Source organism: Lentzea nigeriaca, from assembly GCF_016907955.1.
Lineage (GTDB): Bacteria > Actinomycetota > Actinomycetes > Mycobacteriales > Pseudonocardiaceae > Lentzea > Lentzea nigeriaca.
Genome location: NZ_JAFBCX010000003.1, coordinates 340476 through 354262, shown reverse-complemented (window position 1 = coordinate 354262; position 13787 = coordinate 340476). Strand labels below are relative to the sequence as shown.

Here is a 13787-nt window from a genome sequence, read left to right as displayed (position 1 = left end):
GGCCGAGACCGCGGCCCGATCCGTAGCGCTGTTTCCGGAAAATGGAAGCCCTTAGGCCGAGAGGGCGCGCGAGATCGCCTGAGCGCTGGTACGCACCAGCCGCGCCAGCGCGTGCGGTGTGGTGCTGCCGTGCCGCACGACCAGCGACACCGCGGCGATCACCACGCCGTGCCGGTCGCGGATCGGCGCGCCGACCGACAGCGAGTCCATCGTGACCTGGCGGTCGCTGACGGAGAAGCCGTTCGACCTGGTGTCGGCGAGCATCCTGCGCAGCTGCACCGGATCGGTGACGGTCTTGGCCGTGTACCGGTCGATCGGGCCGTTGAGGACCTCTTCCTGCACCTCGGCGGGGGCGTGGGCGAGCAGCACCAGGCCGACGCCGGTGGCGGTGAGCGCGAACCGGCCGCCGACGCGGGTGAGCACCGGCACGGCGCCGGACCCCGCAATCCTCTCGACGAAGACGACCTCCGTGCCTTCCCTGACGGCGAGCTGCACGTTCTCCTTGGTGATCTGGGAGAGGTCCTCCAGGAACGGCAGCGCGGCCTCGCGCAGCCCGGGACCGCGCGGCGCGAGCGAGCCGAGCTCCCACAGCCGCAGCCCGATCCGGTACAGCCCGTCCGTGCCGCGTTCGACGGCACCCCACGCGCAGAGCTCCTGCATCAGCCGGTGCGCGGTCGACAACGGCATGTCCGCCCGCCTGGCGAGCTCGCTCAACGTCAGCTCACGGCGCTGGGCGTCGAACGCGTCGAGCAGCCGCAGCGCACGGCCGATCACCGGCCCGGTGGGACCGGCGGGTCTGCCTCTCCTCGGCACGCTCACACAGCCATCATCCGTTACCTGAGGTGTCGAGTGCAGACGAACACATTCGATCACACATGATTACAAACCACCGAACAGCTCAGAACCCGCTTGGACCACGTCTGGTAATCGTGGTGGCATGAGTGACACAGCCGAGTTCGAGAAGATCCCGCCCACCACCCTCGCCGACGTCCTGGGCCGCGAGCGCGTGATGGACCTGGGCATCCGTCCCTTGTGGACGCCGATGCCGCGGGTCGCGGGTCCCGCGTTCACGGTGCGGTGCCCACCGGGCGACAACCTGATGCTGCACGCGGCGATCTACCGGGCCGAGCCCGGCTCGGTGATCGTGGTGCAGTCGGGCGACCTCGACTACGCGCTGGCCGGCGGCAACGTCTGTGCCGTCGCGCATCGCCGTGGCGTCGCCGCGTTCGTCCTCGACGGCGTGATCCGTGACGTGGCCGAGACCAGGGAGCTGGGCTTCCCGGTCTTCGCCAGGGGAGTGATGCCGATTCCCGGCACCAAGAAGGCCGTGTCGCCGTTCGACGAGCCGATCGACTGCGGTGGTGTGCGGGTCGAGGCGGGTGACGTCGTCGTGGCGGACGAGGAGGGCATCGTCGTGGTGCCTCGGGACCGGCAGGACCAGGTCCTGCGCGACGCGCGGGCCAAGCTGGAGAAGGAAGCCTCCCAGTCGCTCGACGACTGGGAGGCCGAGCACCACGCCCGTATCACCAAAGCGCTGCGGGACAACGGCTTCGCCGACTAGTGGTGCGACCGGGTGCTTCGTCAGCCGCAGTGCGACGGCGCCGAGTACCAGGCGTTCCACACTCCGCTGATCGTCACGCCGCCTCCCCAGATGATGCACTTGCCCGCGGCGGACACCTTCACCGGACCGGCGTAGGTGGTGTAGGGCTTGTCGTCGTTCTTGAAATCGGTGTAGCTGCCGTCGGCGTTCTCCTTCGCGATGGCGGCCAGCAGACGGGTGGGGCTGCCGGGGTTCGCCCGCCACGTGACCACGCAGTTGGTGCTGCCGTTGTACAGCAGGTGGATCGTGACGCCGCCCAGCCTGTGGCTGTCGATCTCGTGGTAGCTGCCACCACCGCAGGCGTCGATCGGTGACGACGCCGCTTCGGCCGCGGTGCTCATCGCGACCGAAGCGGCGAGCACCGCCGCGGTGGTGATGCCGAGAGAGAGCGCTTTCCTGAACTTGTTCACGGCCGGGACCATATGCGGCGCGTGGGCGAAAACCGCAGCAAGTCGGACAACCTCGGACACCTCGTTCAGAGGGTCTGTGCCGATCGCAGTAATCGAATGCAATCTTCGAATTCGGCCAAGTGCTCTAAAGTATTCGCCCGGATTTTATCCGTTAACATGTCAATTCTTCCTGGGCGGGCCATTCTGCAAAGCCGAGCCCAGTGCCCCTATGGTGGGGAGAGTGGCTGACGATTCGAATGAAAGTTCGCCATCCGGAAAACCTGAGAAACTGACCGCCGCATTCGCCATTCGAGCTGCGAAGGAGCAGTTCGGTGCTCTGATCGGCAGGACACCGGAAGCCGTTTCGGGGATTCGCGCGCTGCCGGACGGCGGCTGGTCCGTCCTGGTCGAAGTGCTGGAACTCGAACGCATCCCGGCGACCACCAGCGTGATGTCCACCTATCGCGTCGATGTCGACGCGACGGGCGAGTTACGCGGCTGCGAGCGGCTCCGGCGCTACACCCGTGGGACGACCGACATGTGAGAGGACGGTTCCAAAGTGGACAACAGACCCGGTTCTCTCGCCGACACACTGGAACGCGTCCTGGACAAGGGCGTGGTGATCGTCGGGGACATCAGCGTCTCCGTGGTGGACATCGAGCTGCTCACGTTGCGGGTGAGGCTGTTCGTCGCATCCGCGCAGACCGCCCGCGAGATGGGCATCGACTGGTGGGAGAACGACCCGTTCTTCGCGCCGCGAGCGGCGGACCGCGCGGTCAAGGAGCTGACGGCGGAGAACGCCGAGCTGCGCGAACGGCTCGCGGTGCTGGAGCGGGCGGTGGAAGAGAGACGAGCATGAGCCGCGGCCTGTACGCGTACGCGATCACCAGGGACCGGCGGATCGACCTGGCCGGGCCGTGGCTGATCGGCCACCGCGGGCTGGCGCTCGTCGTGGCCGAGATCGAGATCGAACGGCTCAGCGGGCTCGAGTTCGACGAGCCCGCTGAGGACAGTCCGCTGGCCGTGCTGGCTCGCTACCACGACGCTGTCGTACGTGCCGTGTTCCAGCACGAACCGGTGCTGCCGCTGCGGTTCGGCACCGTGCTCGACGGTGTCGACGCGGCCGTGCGGTTGCTCGGCGCCCGCCACGAGGAGGCGTCGGCCTGGCTCGACAGGGTGGAGGGACGACGGGAGTGGGGTGTCCGGGTGCGCGCCGCCGCGCGTGCGCCGGTGGACCTCGACGCCGTGTCGGGAACCGCTTATCTGGCGCAGCGCCGTGAGCGCCTGGCAGCCGCCGATGCCGTCCGTCGCGGCGCCGATGCCCTGCACCGGGCGTTGACCCTGCGGGCGGCCGAGAGCACGTGCCGCGACCTCGCAGGCGACGTGCTGCTCGAAGGGGCGTACCTGGTCGACGTGGAGAACGAGGAGGACTTCCACGCCGAGATCGACCGGTTGACCCGGGAACTGGGGCTGCGCGCGGAGATCACCGGTCCGTGGCCGCCGTACTCGTTCACGAGGGTGGAGTTCGCCGATGCCTGAGCACAGTGCGGCGAGCCTCGTCGACCTGCTCGACCGGGTGGTGCACCGCGGCGCGGTGGTGCGTGGTGACGTCGTGATCACGTTGGCGGGCATCGAGTTGATCCGGCTCGACCTGAGGTTGCTGCTGATCGGCATCGGCGGCGACCGGTGAGCACGCAGGACGCGGGCCGGGGACTCGGCCGGATCGTCGTGGCGGTGCTGGAGATCGTGTGCGAGCTGCTCGAGCGTCAGGCGCTGCGCCGGGTGGACGCGGGAACCCTGACGGCCGAGGAGATCGAGAACCTCGGCCAGGCGCTGATCTCGCTGCAACGCCAGTTCGCGGCGTTGCGCGAAGCACTCGGTGAGCCGGACTCGTCGGGCGTCCGGCTCCCGGTCGACATCGCGACCCTGCTGAGCGAAGAGAGGGCAGCATCATGACCGCACCTGTCGTTCCGAACTCCGGCGGCCTGGCCGATGTGCTGAACGTCCTGCTGGACAAGGGACTGGTGATCGACGCGTCGGTGCGGGTGTCGCTGATCGGCATCGAGATCCTGGCCATCGACATCAAGGTCGTGATCGCGAGCGTCGACACCTACATCCGTTACCTGGAGGCCATGCAACGGCTGGAGGCGACCCGCCGCGGCGTGGTGCCGGCACCGCCCGCCGCTCAAGGTATTTCCGGCACCTACGGCCTGCTGGCCTCCGCGGTGCCCGCCATGGTCGCGCCCGCGGTCGTCACCCCGGCGCCTGTCACGGTGGAGGAACCCCAGTCGTGAGCCTGCATCTGCACGGTGTCGTGCGGGCGAGCCACCGGCTGCCGGACGCCTCACCGCTGCGGCTGATCGAGGTCGAGGACCTCGCCGTCGTGGTCAGCGACCGGCAGGACGACCACGTGCTGACCGAGCAGGAGGTCGTCGCACACCTGGAGGGCCTGTGCGCGCTGCTGCCGGGCGGTCCCGTGCTGCCACTGCGGATCGGCACCACCGCGGCGGACGAGGCCGCGGCCCGCGCTGCGGTGATCGCATTGGGTCCGCCGTCGCTGAGGCACCACCTGGACGAGCTCGACGGTATGGCGGAGATGCACGTGCGGCTGGTGTTCGACGAGGATGTCGCGTTGCGCGCCGTCCACGACAAGGGCGCGGTCACGGGCCGGGGTACGGATGTCGTCGCGCAGGCGCAGCTGATCGCGCGGGAAATCGTGGCGTGGCGACGAGAACAGGCCGACGCTCTGCTCGCGCCGGTGGCGGCGGTGGCGAAGGCGGTGGCGCTGCTCGACGCGCAGACGCCGACCGAGGAGGCCCGTGCGTACCTGGTGCCGTTGGATCAGGTCGAGGCGGCGTGCGCGGCGGTCGCGGAGATCGGTGGGGTCACGGCGACCTGCACGGGTCCCTTGCCCGCCTACCACTTCCTGGATCCGCCACGACCTGTCTCCCGCTGGGGCTGGTAGGACTCCGGTCAGCCTGGGTATCGGCCCGCGTCCCGCCGGGCTGACCGCACTCACCCTTTCGCGGACACCAGTCCCCGTCCGGTCGTCAGCGGCAGGTCGAGCGCGGTGAGCAGACCGGGTGCGGCGGCCACGACCGCGGGAACGGCGTTGACCAGACGCATGGCGGTCGCCGCCACGCCGGCGGTGTTGTGGTCGCCGTCGCCACCGGTCAGCCGCACGTCCACCACGTAGTTCGGTTCCCCGGTGACCTCCACGCGATAGCAGCCGGTGCCGACCGGCTGCGGCCAGTCCGGCGCGTGGTCGGCCCGCAGCCGCGTGACGTGTTCGAGCACGAGCACCGGACGATCACCGACCATGCCGCTGACCGTGAACCGCAGTGCCGCCATGCCGCCCTCGGCGATCGTGCGGCCCGCGGCCGTGAACTCCTCCGGCGCCGCGAACCGCTCGTGGTGTTCGACGACCGAGTCCAGCGTGACGTCCAGGGCGGCGGCCAGCTGACGGACCACGCTGCCCCAGGCGAGCGTGAGCACGCCGGGTTGCAGCAGCAGCGGAGTCTGGTCGGGCGACGAGCCGAAGCCCATGATGTCGAACAACACCAACGGGTTGTCGTAGGTGGAGTAGTCGGTGATCTCCGAGCAGCGGATGAGGTCGATGCGCTGACAGGTGCCGGACAGCAGCAGCGGCAACCAGTCGTTGGCCCAGCCGGGGTCGATCCCGTTGACCCACAACGAGCTCCCGCCCTCGGCCGCGGCCTGCCTGATGGGCTCGACCACCTCGGGCGGCACGGTGCCCTCCGGATAGGACAGGAACACCGGACCGCTGGCCACCACGTCGATGCCCGCCCGCAGCAGCCGGCACAGGTCGTCGATCGCCTCGGGCAGCCGGTTGTCGGCCATCGCCGTGTAGACCACGCAGTCGGGTTTCGCCGCGATCAGCCGGTCGGCGTCGGTGGTCGCGCGAATCCCGACCGGCTCCACCCCGGCCAGCTCTCCCGCGTCGAGACCGTCCTTGGCCGGACTGGACACCCAGACGCCCGCCAGCTCCAGACCGGGATGGTCGATGATGCCCCGCAACGCCCACCTGCCGACGTTGCCGGTGCTCCACTGCACCACGCGAAGCGCCACCTGTGTCTCCTCGCCTACAGATCCGGGAGGTTGAAGTCGAGGTTGGGTGCGCCGATCCCGCCGTCCACGCGGAGCACCGAACCCGTGGTGTAGCCGGAAGCCCGAGATGCCAGGTACAGCACCGCCGCCGCGACCTCGTCGGGATGGCCCAGCCGGCGCAGCGGGGTGGCCTGTTCCATCGAGGTCCTGATCTTCTCGTCGCGGGCCACCACGTCCAGTGCCGAGGTGTGGACCGAGCCCACGTCGATCGCGTTGACCCTGATCCGCGGCGCCAGATCGGTGGCGGCCAGGTGCGTGTAGTGCGTGAGGGCGGCCTTCGCCGTGCCGTAGGCCAGGAAGCCGCGACCGGCCAACCGGCCCATCACGGAGCTGATGTTGACCACCGATCCGCCACCGCCTTCGAGCATGAGCGGCACCGCGGCCATGGTCAGCGCGTGCGCGGTGGTGACGTTGAAGTGGAAGGCGTCTTCGAGGAACTCCGCGGTCGTCGTCAGGAATGTGTTCGGCAACGTGCCACCCACGTTGTTCACGACGACGTCCAGCCGCCCGAACTGTGAAGCGGCGGTCTGCGCCAACGAAGCCGTAGCGTCCACATCGGACAGATCGGCCGGGACGACGACGGCTCGACGGCCCAGGGCCTCGATCTTGCCGGCGACCTCCGCCAGTTGGTCCTCGGTGCGCGCGCTGATCACCACGTCCGCACCCGCTTCGGCGAGCGCGAGCGCCGAAGCGGCACCGATGCCTCGGCCGGCGCCGGTGACCACCGCCACCGCGCCGGGTAGTCCGAACATGTCCGTCACCACCCGGCCCACTCTTAAGCGCTGGTGCTTAAAAGTCAAGAGCTGGTGCTCACCCCGTGCTACCGTGCGAGCCGTGGCCAGCGCGGATGCCAGGGAACGGATCATCGTCGCCGCCGAGCGGTTGATCGCCGAGCACGGCGTCGAGGTGCCGTTGCGCGACATCGCGACGGCCGCCGGGCAGCGCAACAACTCCGCGGTGCAGTACCACTTCGGCGGCAGGGACGGGCTGATCGACGCCGTCGCCCAGCACCGCATCGCCGACCTCGAACAGCACCGCCTCGAACTGCTCGCCCAGAGCGAGGCCACCGGCGAGGCGCAGGACGTCCGCGCGCTGGTCTCCGCCTTGGTCGTGCCGATGCTGACCGTGCCCTACGAGCACGGTGCCACCCACTACGCGCGGTTCCTCGACCGGGTTCGCACCCATCCCGCCCTGGCCGCCGACACCAACCTGGACCGGGCGGGCAGGGCCGCTGTCCGGCTGATCATCACGCGCCTGGACCGGGCACTGCGAGACCTGCCTACCGAGGTCAGGCGCCGCCGCCTGCGCGTTCTCCCGACGGTGCTGTTCGCCCTGCTCGCCGACCGCGAACGGGCCGAACCCACAGCCGACCCGCACGCGGCGGCGGAGCTTGTCGACCTGGTCGTCGGCATGCTCACCGCGCCGGTGTCCGTTGGGCCTCGATGAACGAGCGGTACCAGTGGTAGCTGGCGCGCGGTGTGCGCTGCTGGGTGGCGTAGTCGACGTGGATCAGGCCGAACCGGTGCTTGTAGCCGTGCGCCCACTCGAAGTTGTCGAGCAGCGACCAGCAGAAGTACCCGCGCAGGTCCACCTCTGACGCCGCCTCGGCCGCCGCGATGTGGTCGCGGAGAAAGACGATGCGGTCGTTGTCCTCGAACGTCTCGGTGTCCGGGTAGACGCAGCCGTTCTCGGTGACATAGACGGGCGGCAGATCCGGGTGCCGGGCCTTGAGGTCCGTCAGCGCGATGGTGAGACCGGCGGGCTCCACCGGCCAGCCCATGCCGGTGCGCGGGACGTCCGGCAGCCGGGTCGTGTCGACGCCGATGTCGTGCGCGGTGCGCTTGGCCGGATCCGGTTCCCGGTGCGGCGCGTCGGCGACGTGCAGGCGGTAGTAGTAGTTGAGACCGACGTAGTCCAGCGGTTCGCCGATGACCGCCAGGTCCCCGTCGTGCCGGAACGAGAAGTCGGTGACCGCGCCGAACATCGACGTCAGCTCGTCCGGGTACGCCCCGCCGAACAACGGGTCGGTGAACTGCCTGCGCAGCAAGCAGTCCTGGCGGCCGGCCGCCGCGATGTCGGCGGGGGAGTCGGTGACCGGCACGGTGGGGGACTGGTTGAGCACGATGCCGAACTCCTGGCCCGGCGCACCGTTCGCGCGCATGGCCTGCACGGCGAGACCGTGCCCCAGCAGCAGGTGGTGCGCCGCTGCCAGCGCACCGTGGCCCTCCCGCGCGCCGGGGGCGTGCCGGCCCTCGCCGTAGCCCACGATCGAGGAGCAGTACGGCTCGTTCAACGTGGTCCACTTGGTGATGACGTCGTTCAACGCCTCGTGCACGGTCGCCGCGTAGTCGGCGAACCAGCCGGACGTGTCGCGGCTGCGCCACCCGCCCTGGTCCTCCAGCGCCTGCGGCAGGTCCCAGTGGTACAGCGTGACGAACGGCTCGATCCCCTTGCCCAGCAACGCTTCGGCGAGTCGCCGGTAGAAGTCGAGGCCGCGCTGCTCGATCCGGCCCCGGCCCTCCGGCAGGATCCGCGACCACGAGATCGAGAACCGGTACGCGTCCACGCCGAGGTCGACGAGCAACCGCACGTCCTCCGCCCACCGGTGGTAGTGGTCCGCCGCCACGTCACCGGTGTCGCCGTTCGCGACCGCGCCCGGCACCGCCGCGAACGTGTCCCAGATGGACGGACCGCGGCCGTCGAGCCGCGCCGCCCCCTCGATCTGGTAGGCCGAGGTCGCCACACCCCAGCGGAAGCCGTCCGGAAAGCTCACGACATCACTCCTTGACTCCAGGTCAGCCCTTGACGGCGCCCGACATGATGCCGCCGACGATCTGGCGGCCGAACAACAGGAACACGGCCAGCACGGGTACCGTGCCGATCGTCGCGGCGGTCAGCACCAGCGTGTAGTCGGTGGTGTAGCCGCTGGCCAAAGTGGACAGTGCGGTCTGCACCGTCGGGTTCTCCGGCACCAGCACCACGAGCGGCCAGAAGAAGTCGTTCCACGCCTGCATGAACGTGAACAACCCGAGCACGGCGGCCGCGGGCCGGGCCGCGGGCAGCGCGATGTGCCAGAACAGCCGCAGCGAGTGGCAGCCGTCCATCATGCCCGCCTCGAGCAGCTCGTCGGGGATCGCCCGCTCGAAGTACTGCCGCATGAAGAACACCCCGAACGCGGTCACGAGCCCCGGCACGATCACCGCGTGGATCTGCCCCGCCCAGCCGAACTCGCTCATCATCATGTAGAGCGGGATGATGCCGAGCTCGGTCGGGATCGCCTGCGTGGCGATGATGAGCAGCAGCAACACGTTGCGCCCACGGAACTTCAGCTTGGCGAACGCGAACCCGGCCAGGGTGGAGAAGAACACGACCGACACGGTGACCGTGCCCGACACCACGATCGAGTTCGTCAACGCCAGCGCGAAGTCCGTGGTGTCGAAGACGCGGGCGATGTTGGCGAATAGGTTGCCGCCCGGCACCAGCACCGGTGGCACGCGGTCGATCGCGTCCGGTGTCTGCGACGACACCACGAACGACCAGTACACCGGGAACGCCGAGCCGGCGAGCACCGCGATCAGGGCGGCGTACGTCCACGGTCCCGCCACGCGCCTGGCCAGCCTGCGCGCCCGCACCGCGGGCCCGGCGGGACGTCGTACCGGCGCGGGAGGATCCAGCACTGCGGTCATGGTGTCCTCACTCCGTCTGGATCCGTTTGGTCACCAGGTAGCCGAGACCGGCGACGATGACGGTGGCGATCGCCAGCACGACCGCGATGGCCGAGCTGTACCCGAAGTCGTAGTTGGTGAAGCCCTGCTCGTAGAGGTAGAGCGCGGCGGTCTGGAACTGCCGGTCCGAACCACCCGTCGCGGCCGCGGCGCCGGGGTTGAACAGCAGCGGTTCGGCGAGCAGGCGCATGTTCCCGGTGGTCGCGATGATCGTGGAGAAGATGATCTGCGGCCGCAGCAGCGGAACCGTGATGCGCCAGAACTGCTGCCGGCCGCTCGCGCCGTCCAAGGTGGCCGCCTCGTACAGGCTGGGCGAGATCGCCTGCATCGACGCCAGGAAGATCAGCGCGTGGTAGCCCGTCCAGCGCCACACCACCATCACGGCGATCGCGACGTGCGACGTGGCGGTGCCCGCCTGCCAGTCGACGTGGCCGGCACCGAACAGCTCCAGCACCCAGTTGATCAGCCCGAAGTCCCTGCCGAACAGCTGGGCGAAGATGATCGTCACCGCCGCCACGGAGGTGATGTTCGGCAGGATCACGCCCATCCGGAACAGCGTGCGGGTCCTGACCTTGCGGTTGAGCAACGCGGCGATGCCCAGCGCGAACAGGATCTGCGGGACGGTGGTCAGCAGCCACAGGCTCATCGTGTTGCCCATGGCGTTCCAGAAGTACGGGTCCACCAGCAGCCGTGCGTAGTTGTCGAACCAGACGACGGACGCGCCGCCCTCGTCGAGCAGGTTGCGGTGCTGCAGCGAGACCCAGATCGTGTAGAGCAGCGGGAACAGGCCGAAGACCCCGAAGAGCAGGAAGTACGGCGCCACGTACCCGTACGGCGCGAACCTGGTGTCCCAGCGGTGCCTTCTGGCCGTTTTGTCGATCACTGGCATGTCCGTCACTTCCGGACGTCCGTCACTTCTGGACATCGGCTACGAACTGGCGCCACGATTCCTCGCCGTTCTGCTTGCCCTGCTCGACGCGCTGCATCGCGTTGCCGATCGCGGTCTGGATGTCACCGGCCTTCGGCCCCTGGTACTGCGGCTGCAGCTTCTTCGCGGCGTCGGTGAACAGCTTGCCCACGGGAGCGTCGTTGAAGAACGGGTTCTTGTAGCCCACGATCGCCGGGTCGTCGTAGAGCTTCGGCGTCGACGGCAGGAGCCCGGAGGTGGTGAACACCCTGGCCTGCTGCTCGGGAGCGGTCAGCCACGCGGCGAGCTCCACGGCCTTGTCGACGTTCTTGCCCTGCTTGGGAACCGTCAGGTACGAGCCGCCCCAGTTGCCGCCACCGCCCGGCACGGACGTCACGTCCCACTTGCCGGCGGCGTCCGGCGCCTGGTCCTTGATCTTGGCCATCTGCCAGGCCGGGCAGGTCACCGTCGCGAACTGGCCCTGCTTGAAGCCGGTGTTCCAGACCGGCGTGGAGTACAGCAGCTTCGCCGACAGACCGGCCTGCACGCCGTCGACCACGAGGTCCCAGCCCGCCTTGATCTCCTTGTTGTCGCCCACGGTGATCTTGTCGGACTTGTCGTAGTAGCCGACGGAAGCCTGGCCGACGATCGCGTTGAGCACGGTCGGGCCGCCGTCGAACCACTTCACGCCCTCGGGGGCGTTGGTCTGGAACCGCTTGCCCGCGGCGATGAAGTCCTGCCAGGTCGGCCACAGGGCCGCGACCTGGTCGCGGTCCGCGGGCAGTCCGGCCTTCTGCAGCAGGTCGCGGCGGTAGCAGATGGCCAGGCCGCCGATGTCGGTGCCGTAGCCGATCTGCTTGCCGTCCTTGCTGAGCGAGGCCTCCCACTTCCACGGCAGCCAGCGGTCCTCGAGCTGGTCACCGCCCTTGGTGTTGAAGTCGACGAACTTGTCCGGTGTGGCCTTGAACTGGTTGATGTACCCGGTGTCGACCGCCTCGATGTCCGCCGCGCCGTTGTTGGTGGCGAGGTGGGCGGCGAGGTTCTTGTGGTGGTCGGAGTAGGACGCGGTGCGGTCGGTGATCTCGACGTCCGGATGTGTGCTCGCGTACTCCTTGAGCAGCTCGGCGTAACCGAAGTTGCCGAACAGCCCGATGGTCAGCTTGGTCTTGCCGCCGGACGTGGTGCCGCTGCCGCAACCGCTGAGCACCACGGCTGTCGCCAGCGCGGCGCAGCCGATGGCAAGTGCTTTGGGGCGCATTCCAGGCCTCCGTCGTTTTCTGGGCGCGCTGAAGCAGAGAAAGGTGTTCGTGGGGCGGGTGAACCGGCGTCAGGACGAATCGACAGCCGGTGATGTGTGGTGCCTATGACAACCGGGTTACGCGACGCCCGTCAAGTAACAAAACGATAAAGGCGTTGTCTGCTGCGCGCGTTTGACTAGGGCAACTGCTGCTCGTACGGTGATGTAACCGCTTACGGTGAAACGGAGGGTCCGATGGCGACCGGGCGAGAGATCGCCCAGCTCTGTGGCGTGTCCGTGGCAACGGTGTCGCGCGTCTTCAACCAGCCGGAAACGGTCAACGAGGAAACGCGGGAACGGGTGCTGCGGGTCGCGCGGGAGCTGGGCTACCAGCCCAACGAGTCCGCGCGGGCGTTGTCGACGAAGCAGTCCACGATGATCGGACTGGTCTGGGACACCGACCACCGCAGGCCCGGCTGGCGGCACCCGTACCTGCAGGACCTGCTCATCGGGCTGAAATCCGCGCTCAGCGCGCACGGCTACCACCTGCTGATGCTCGCGACGAGCGGCGACGCCCGCGAGGTCGGCGCCTCGCTCGCGGATCCGGTGGGCTACGTGAACATGACCCGCCGGCACCACCTCGGCGGGCTGGTCCTGATCGACAGCGGCTCGGACGCGGAGGCGTTCGAGGCGTTCGCGCAGTCGGGCGTGCCGTGCGTCGCGCTGGACGTCGCCGTCGACGGCCCCAAAGCCACCTACGTGACCTCGGACAACGAGGGCGGCGCCCGCGAGGCCGCCGGCCACCTGGCAGGACTCGGCCACACCCGGATCGCCATGATCACCGGCCCACCGGGCAACCAGCCCTCCGAAGCCCGTGTCTCGGGCTACCGCAAGGCGTTGGAGGAAGCCGGTCTGCCATCGCGTGCCCAGTACGTCGTCGCCGGTGACTTCTACCGCACGAGCGGAACACTTGCCATGCAACGACTTCTGGCGCTCGACGAGCCGCCCACGGCCGTGTTCGCGGCGAGCGACGAGATGGCGGTCGGCGCACTGCGTGCCGCCCGCGCCGCGGGACTGCGCGTGCCGGCCGACCTGGCGATCGTCGGGTTCGACGACATCGAGATCGCGTCCGTGGTCGATCCGGCGCTCACGACGGTGGCGCAGGACAAGCCGGGGTTCGGCGTGGCGGCGGCCAAGGCGATCATGGCGATGATCACCGGCGGCTGCCGTGAGGACCCGGTGATCCTGCCGACCAGGTTGGTCGTCAGGGACTCCTGCGGATCCTGAGGGTCAGCCGGCCCGCACGACCTGGCCGCACCGGGCCAGCCAGGTGCCGACGTGCAGCCACTCGCGGCCGCGGCGGTTCGTCACGAGCACCGTCGGCCGCAGGCACCGCGGGCACGGCTGCGGTGGTGAATCGATGGTCATGGCGGTTCTCCGGTAGTGGGATCACGGGGCGGACGACCCGACCGCAGAGGCGCGCTGCGGCGAGCAGGCCGTCCACCCCGTCCGCCCGGTGCGCGTCGGTGTCGAGAGGGGGGAGTCGACACCGACGTCGGGGAACCACCGGGCACGTTTGAGGGCAACCGACGGGACTCAGGCCGCCCCCGAACGAGATCAGGCGGCGGGAGCGATGACGCTGTGGTCGGGCATCATCAGGCCCCCGTCGTCGAACAGGACGATCCCGTTGCAGAGCAGGTACCAGCCCTGCTCGGGGTGGGAGACGACGATCTCTGCCCGCTGGCCGCGCGGTTCCGCTGCGGCGGGGCACTTCGGCTCATGCTGGCACATGCAGAAAGCG

General features: G+C 69.2%; 20 protein-coding genes. 10 read left to right on the top strand and 10 right to left on the bottom strand.

Features of this window, described 5'->3' with window-relative positions:
* Positions 1-51: 51 nt before the first annotated feature.
* Positions 52-819, bottom strand: coding sequence for an IclR family transcriptional regulator (locus tag JOD27_RS12595; protein WP_372441687.1), 768 nt, complete (start codon positions 817-819; stop codon positions 52-54).
* A 118-nt stretch (positions 820-937) separates the two neighbouring features.
* Between JOD27_RS12595 and JOD27_RS12590 the strand changes: the two genes are divergently transcribed.
* Positions 938-1561, top strand: coding sequence for an RraA family protein (locus tag JOD27_RS12590; protein WP_204762364.1), 624 nt, complete (start codon positions 938-940; stop codon positions 1559-1561).
* 20 nt (positions 1562-1581) lie between these two features.
* Here the strand turns inward: JOD27_RS12590 and JOD27_RS12585 are convergent, their stop codons facing one another.
* On the bottom strand, positions 1582-2010 hold the full coding sequence (locus JOD27_RS12585) for a hypothetical protein (RefSeq protein ID WP_204762363.1): 429 nt from the start codon (positions 2008-2010) through the stop codon (positions 1582-1584).
* A gap of 220 nt (positions 2011-2230) precedes the next feature.
* Here JOD27_RS12585 and JOD27_RS12580 point away from each other — a divergent pair, with 220 nt between their 5' ends.
* From JOD27_RS12580 to JOD27_RS12550, 7 genes are read left to right on the top strand one after another with little or no spacing between them, the layout of a single operon-like run.
* Complete coding sequence (locus JOD27_RS12580; RefSeq protein ID WP_307830099.1) at positions 2231-2533, top strand: gas vesicle protein GvpO; 303 nt, start codon at positions 2231-2233, stop codon at positions 2531-2533.
* Positions 2534-2548: 15 nt separating this feature from the next.
* Positions 2549-2848: a gas vesicle protein gene (locus JOD27_RS12575; RefSeq protein ID WP_204762361.1), complete on the top strand. Its 300-nt coding sequence runs from the start codon at positions 2549-2551 to the stop codon at positions 2846-2848.
* The gene (locus JOD27_RS12570; protein WP_204762360.1) at positions 2845-3528 is read left to right on the top strand and encodes a GvpL/GvpF family gas vesicle protein; all 684 of its coding nucleotides are present in this window, start codon (positions 2845-2847) and stop codon (positions 3526-3528) included. The genes JOD27_RS12575 and JOD27_RS12570 overlap by 4 nt, the downstream gene beginning before the upstream one ends.
* Complete coding sequence (gvpJ, locus tag JOD27_RS12565) at positions 3521-3679, top strand: gas vesicle protein GvpJ (RefSeq protein WP_204762359.1); 159 nt, start codon at positions 3521-3523, stop codon at positions 3677-3679. Before JOD27_RS12570 ends, gvpJ (JOD27_RS12565) begins: the two co-directional genes overlap by 8 nt.
* Positions 3676-3945 (top strand): gas vesicle protein K, encoded by a 270-nt coding sequence (locus tag JOD27_RS12560; RefSeq protein WP_204762358.1) that lies wholly within the window; start codon positions 3676-3678, stop codon positions 3943-3945. The genes gvpJ (JOD27_RS12565) and JOD27_RS12560 overlap by 4 nt, the downstream gene beginning before the upstream one ends.
* Positions 3942-4283, top strand: a complete 342-nt coding sequence (gene gvpJ / locus JOD27_RS12555; protein ID WP_204762357.1) for a gas vesicle protein GvpJ — start codon at positions 3942-3944, stop codon at positions 4281-4283. Before JOD27_RS12560 ends, gvpJ (JOD27_RS12555) begins: the two co-directional genes overlap by 4 nt.
* Positions 4280-4954: a GvpL/GvpF family gas vesicle protein gene (locus JOD27_RS12550; protein ID WP_204762356.1), complete on the top strand. Its 675-nt coding sequence runs from the start codon at positions 4280-4282 to the stop codon at positions 4952-4954. Before gvpJ (JOD27_RS12555) ends, JOD27_RS12550 begins: the two co-directional genes overlap by 4 nt.
* 50 nt (positions 4955-5004) lie before the next feature.
* Here the strand turns inward: JOD27_RS12550 and JOD27_RS12545 are convergent, their stop codons facing one another.
* Complete coding sequence (locus JOD27_RS12545; RefSeq protein ID WP_204762355.1) at positions 5005-6078, bottom strand: NAD(P)H-dependent amine dehydrogenase family protein; 1074 nt, start codon at positions 6076-6078, stop codon at positions 5005-5007.
* 14 nt (positions 6079-6092) lie between these two features.
* Positions 6093-6881, bottom strand: a complete 789-nt coding sequence (locus tag JOD27_RS12540; protein ID WP_372441686.1) for an SDR family oxidoreductase — start codon at positions 6879-6881, stop codon at positions 6093-6095.
* Between the two features lie 70 nt (positions 6882-6951).
* Here JOD27_RS12540 and JOD27_RS12535 point away from each other — a divergent pair, with 70 nt between their 5' ends.
* Complete coding sequence (locus JOD27_RS12535) at positions 6952-7563, top strand: TetR/AcrR family transcriptional regulator (RefSeq protein WP_204762353.1); 612 nt, start codon at positions 6952-6954, stop codon at positions 7561-7563.
* Here the strand turns inward: JOD27_RS12535 and JOD27_RS12530 are convergent.
* From JOD27_RS12530 to JOD27_RS12515, 4 genes are read right to left on the bottom strand one after another with little or no spacing between them, the layout of a single operon-like run.
* Positions 7532-8890, bottom strand: a complete 1359-nt coding sequence (locus JOD27_RS12530; RefSeq protein ID WP_204762352.1) for a GH1 family beta-glucosidase — start codon at positions 8888-8890, stop codon at positions 7532-7534. The two genes, JOD27_RS12535 and JOD27_RS12530, sit on opposite strands and share 32 nt — an antisense overlap.
* Positions 8891-8912: 22 nt before the next feature.
* A complete protein-coding gene (locus JOD27_RS12525) occupies positions 8913-9803 on the bottom strand; it encodes a carbohydrate ABC transporter permease (protein ID WP_204762351.1) in 891 nt (296 codons plus the stop codon).
* Positions 9804-9810: 7 nt separating this feature from the next.
* Positions 9811-10731 (bottom strand): carbohydrate ABC transporter permease, encoded by a 921-nt coding sequence (locus tag JOD27_RS12520; RefSeq protein ID WP_204762350.1) that lies wholly within the window; start codon positions 10729-10731, stop codon positions 9811-9813.
* A 22-nt stretch (positions 10732-10753) separates the two neighbouring features.
* Positions 10754-12007 (bottom strand): ABC transporter substrate-binding protein, encoded by a 1254-nt coding sequence (locus JOD27_RS12515; RefSeq protein ID WP_204762349.1) that lies wholly within the window; start codon positions 12005-12007, stop codon positions 10754-10756.
* Between the two features lie 234 nt (positions 12008-12241).
* Between JOD27_RS12515 and JOD27_RS12510 the strand changes: the two genes are divergently transcribed.
* The gene (locus tag JOD27_RS12510; protein WP_204762348.1) at positions 12242-13273 is read left to right on the top strand and encodes a LacI family DNA-binding transcriptional regulator; all 1032 of its coding nucleotides are present in this window, start codon (positions 12242-12244) and stop codon (positions 13271-13273) included.
* Positions 13274-13276: 3 nt separating this feature from the next.
* Here JOD27_RS12510 and JOD27_RS12505 read toward each other — a convergent pair whose 3' ends face one another.
* Both JOD27_RS12505 and JOD27_RS12500 read right to left on the bottom strand, forming a co-directional pair.
* Positions 13277-13414, bottom strand: coding sequence for a hypothetical protein (locus JOD27_RS12505; RefSeq protein ID WP_204762347.1), 138 nt, complete (start codon positions 13412-13414; stop codon positions 13277-13279).
* A gap of 189 nt (positions 13415-13603) precedes the next feature.
* Positions 13604-13777, bottom strand: coding sequence for a DUF5999 family protein (locus JOD27_RS12500; protein ID WP_204762346.1), 174 nt, complete (start codon positions 13775-13777; stop codon positions 13604-13606).
* Between the last annotated feature and the right edge of the window lie 10 nt (positions 13778-13787).

Bases quoted from the DNA above. Each gene is read 5' to 3' on its own strand.
- JOD27_RS12510 (WP_204762348.1), top strand. From the start codon at position 12,242: ATGGCGACCGGGCGAGAGATCGCCCAGCTCTGTGGCGTGTCCGTGGCA.
- JOD27_RS12520 (WP_204762350.1), bottom strand. From the start codon at position 10,731: ATGCCAGTGATCGACAAAACGGCCAGAAGGCACCGCTGGGACACCAGG.
- gvpJ (WP_204762357.1), top strand. From the start codon at position 3,942: ATGACCGCACCTGTCGTTCCGAACTCCGGCGGCCTGGCCGATGTGCTG.
- JOD27_RS12525 (WP_204762351.1), bottom strand. From the start codon at position 9,803: ATGACCGCAGTGCTGGATCCTCCCGCGCCGGTACGACGTCCCGCCGGG.
- JOD27_RS12515 (WP_204762349.1), bottom strand. From the start codon at position 12,007: ATGCGCCCCAAAGCACTTGCCATCGGCTGCGCCGCGCTGGCGACAGCC.
- JOD27_RS12570 (WP_204762360.1), top strand. From the start codon at position 2,845: ATGAGCCGCGGCCTGTACGCGTACGCGATCACCAGGGACCGGCGGATC.
- JOD27_RS12505 (WP_204762347.1), bottom strand. From the start codon at position 13,414: ATGACCATCGATTCACCACCGCAGCCGTGCCCGCGGTGCCTGCGGCCG.
- JOD27_RS12590 (WP_204762364.1), top strand. From the start codon at position 938: ATGAGTGACACAGCCGAGTTCGAGAAGATCCCGCCCACCACCCTCGCC.
- gvpJ (WP_204762359.1), top strand. From the start codon at position 3,521: ATGCCTGAGCACAGTGCGGCGAGCCTCGTCGACCTGCTCGACCGGGTG.
- JOD27_RS12500 (WP_204762346.1), bottom strand. From the start codon at position 13,777: ATGTGCCAGCATGAGCCGAAGTGCCCCGCCGCAGCGGAACCGCGCGGC.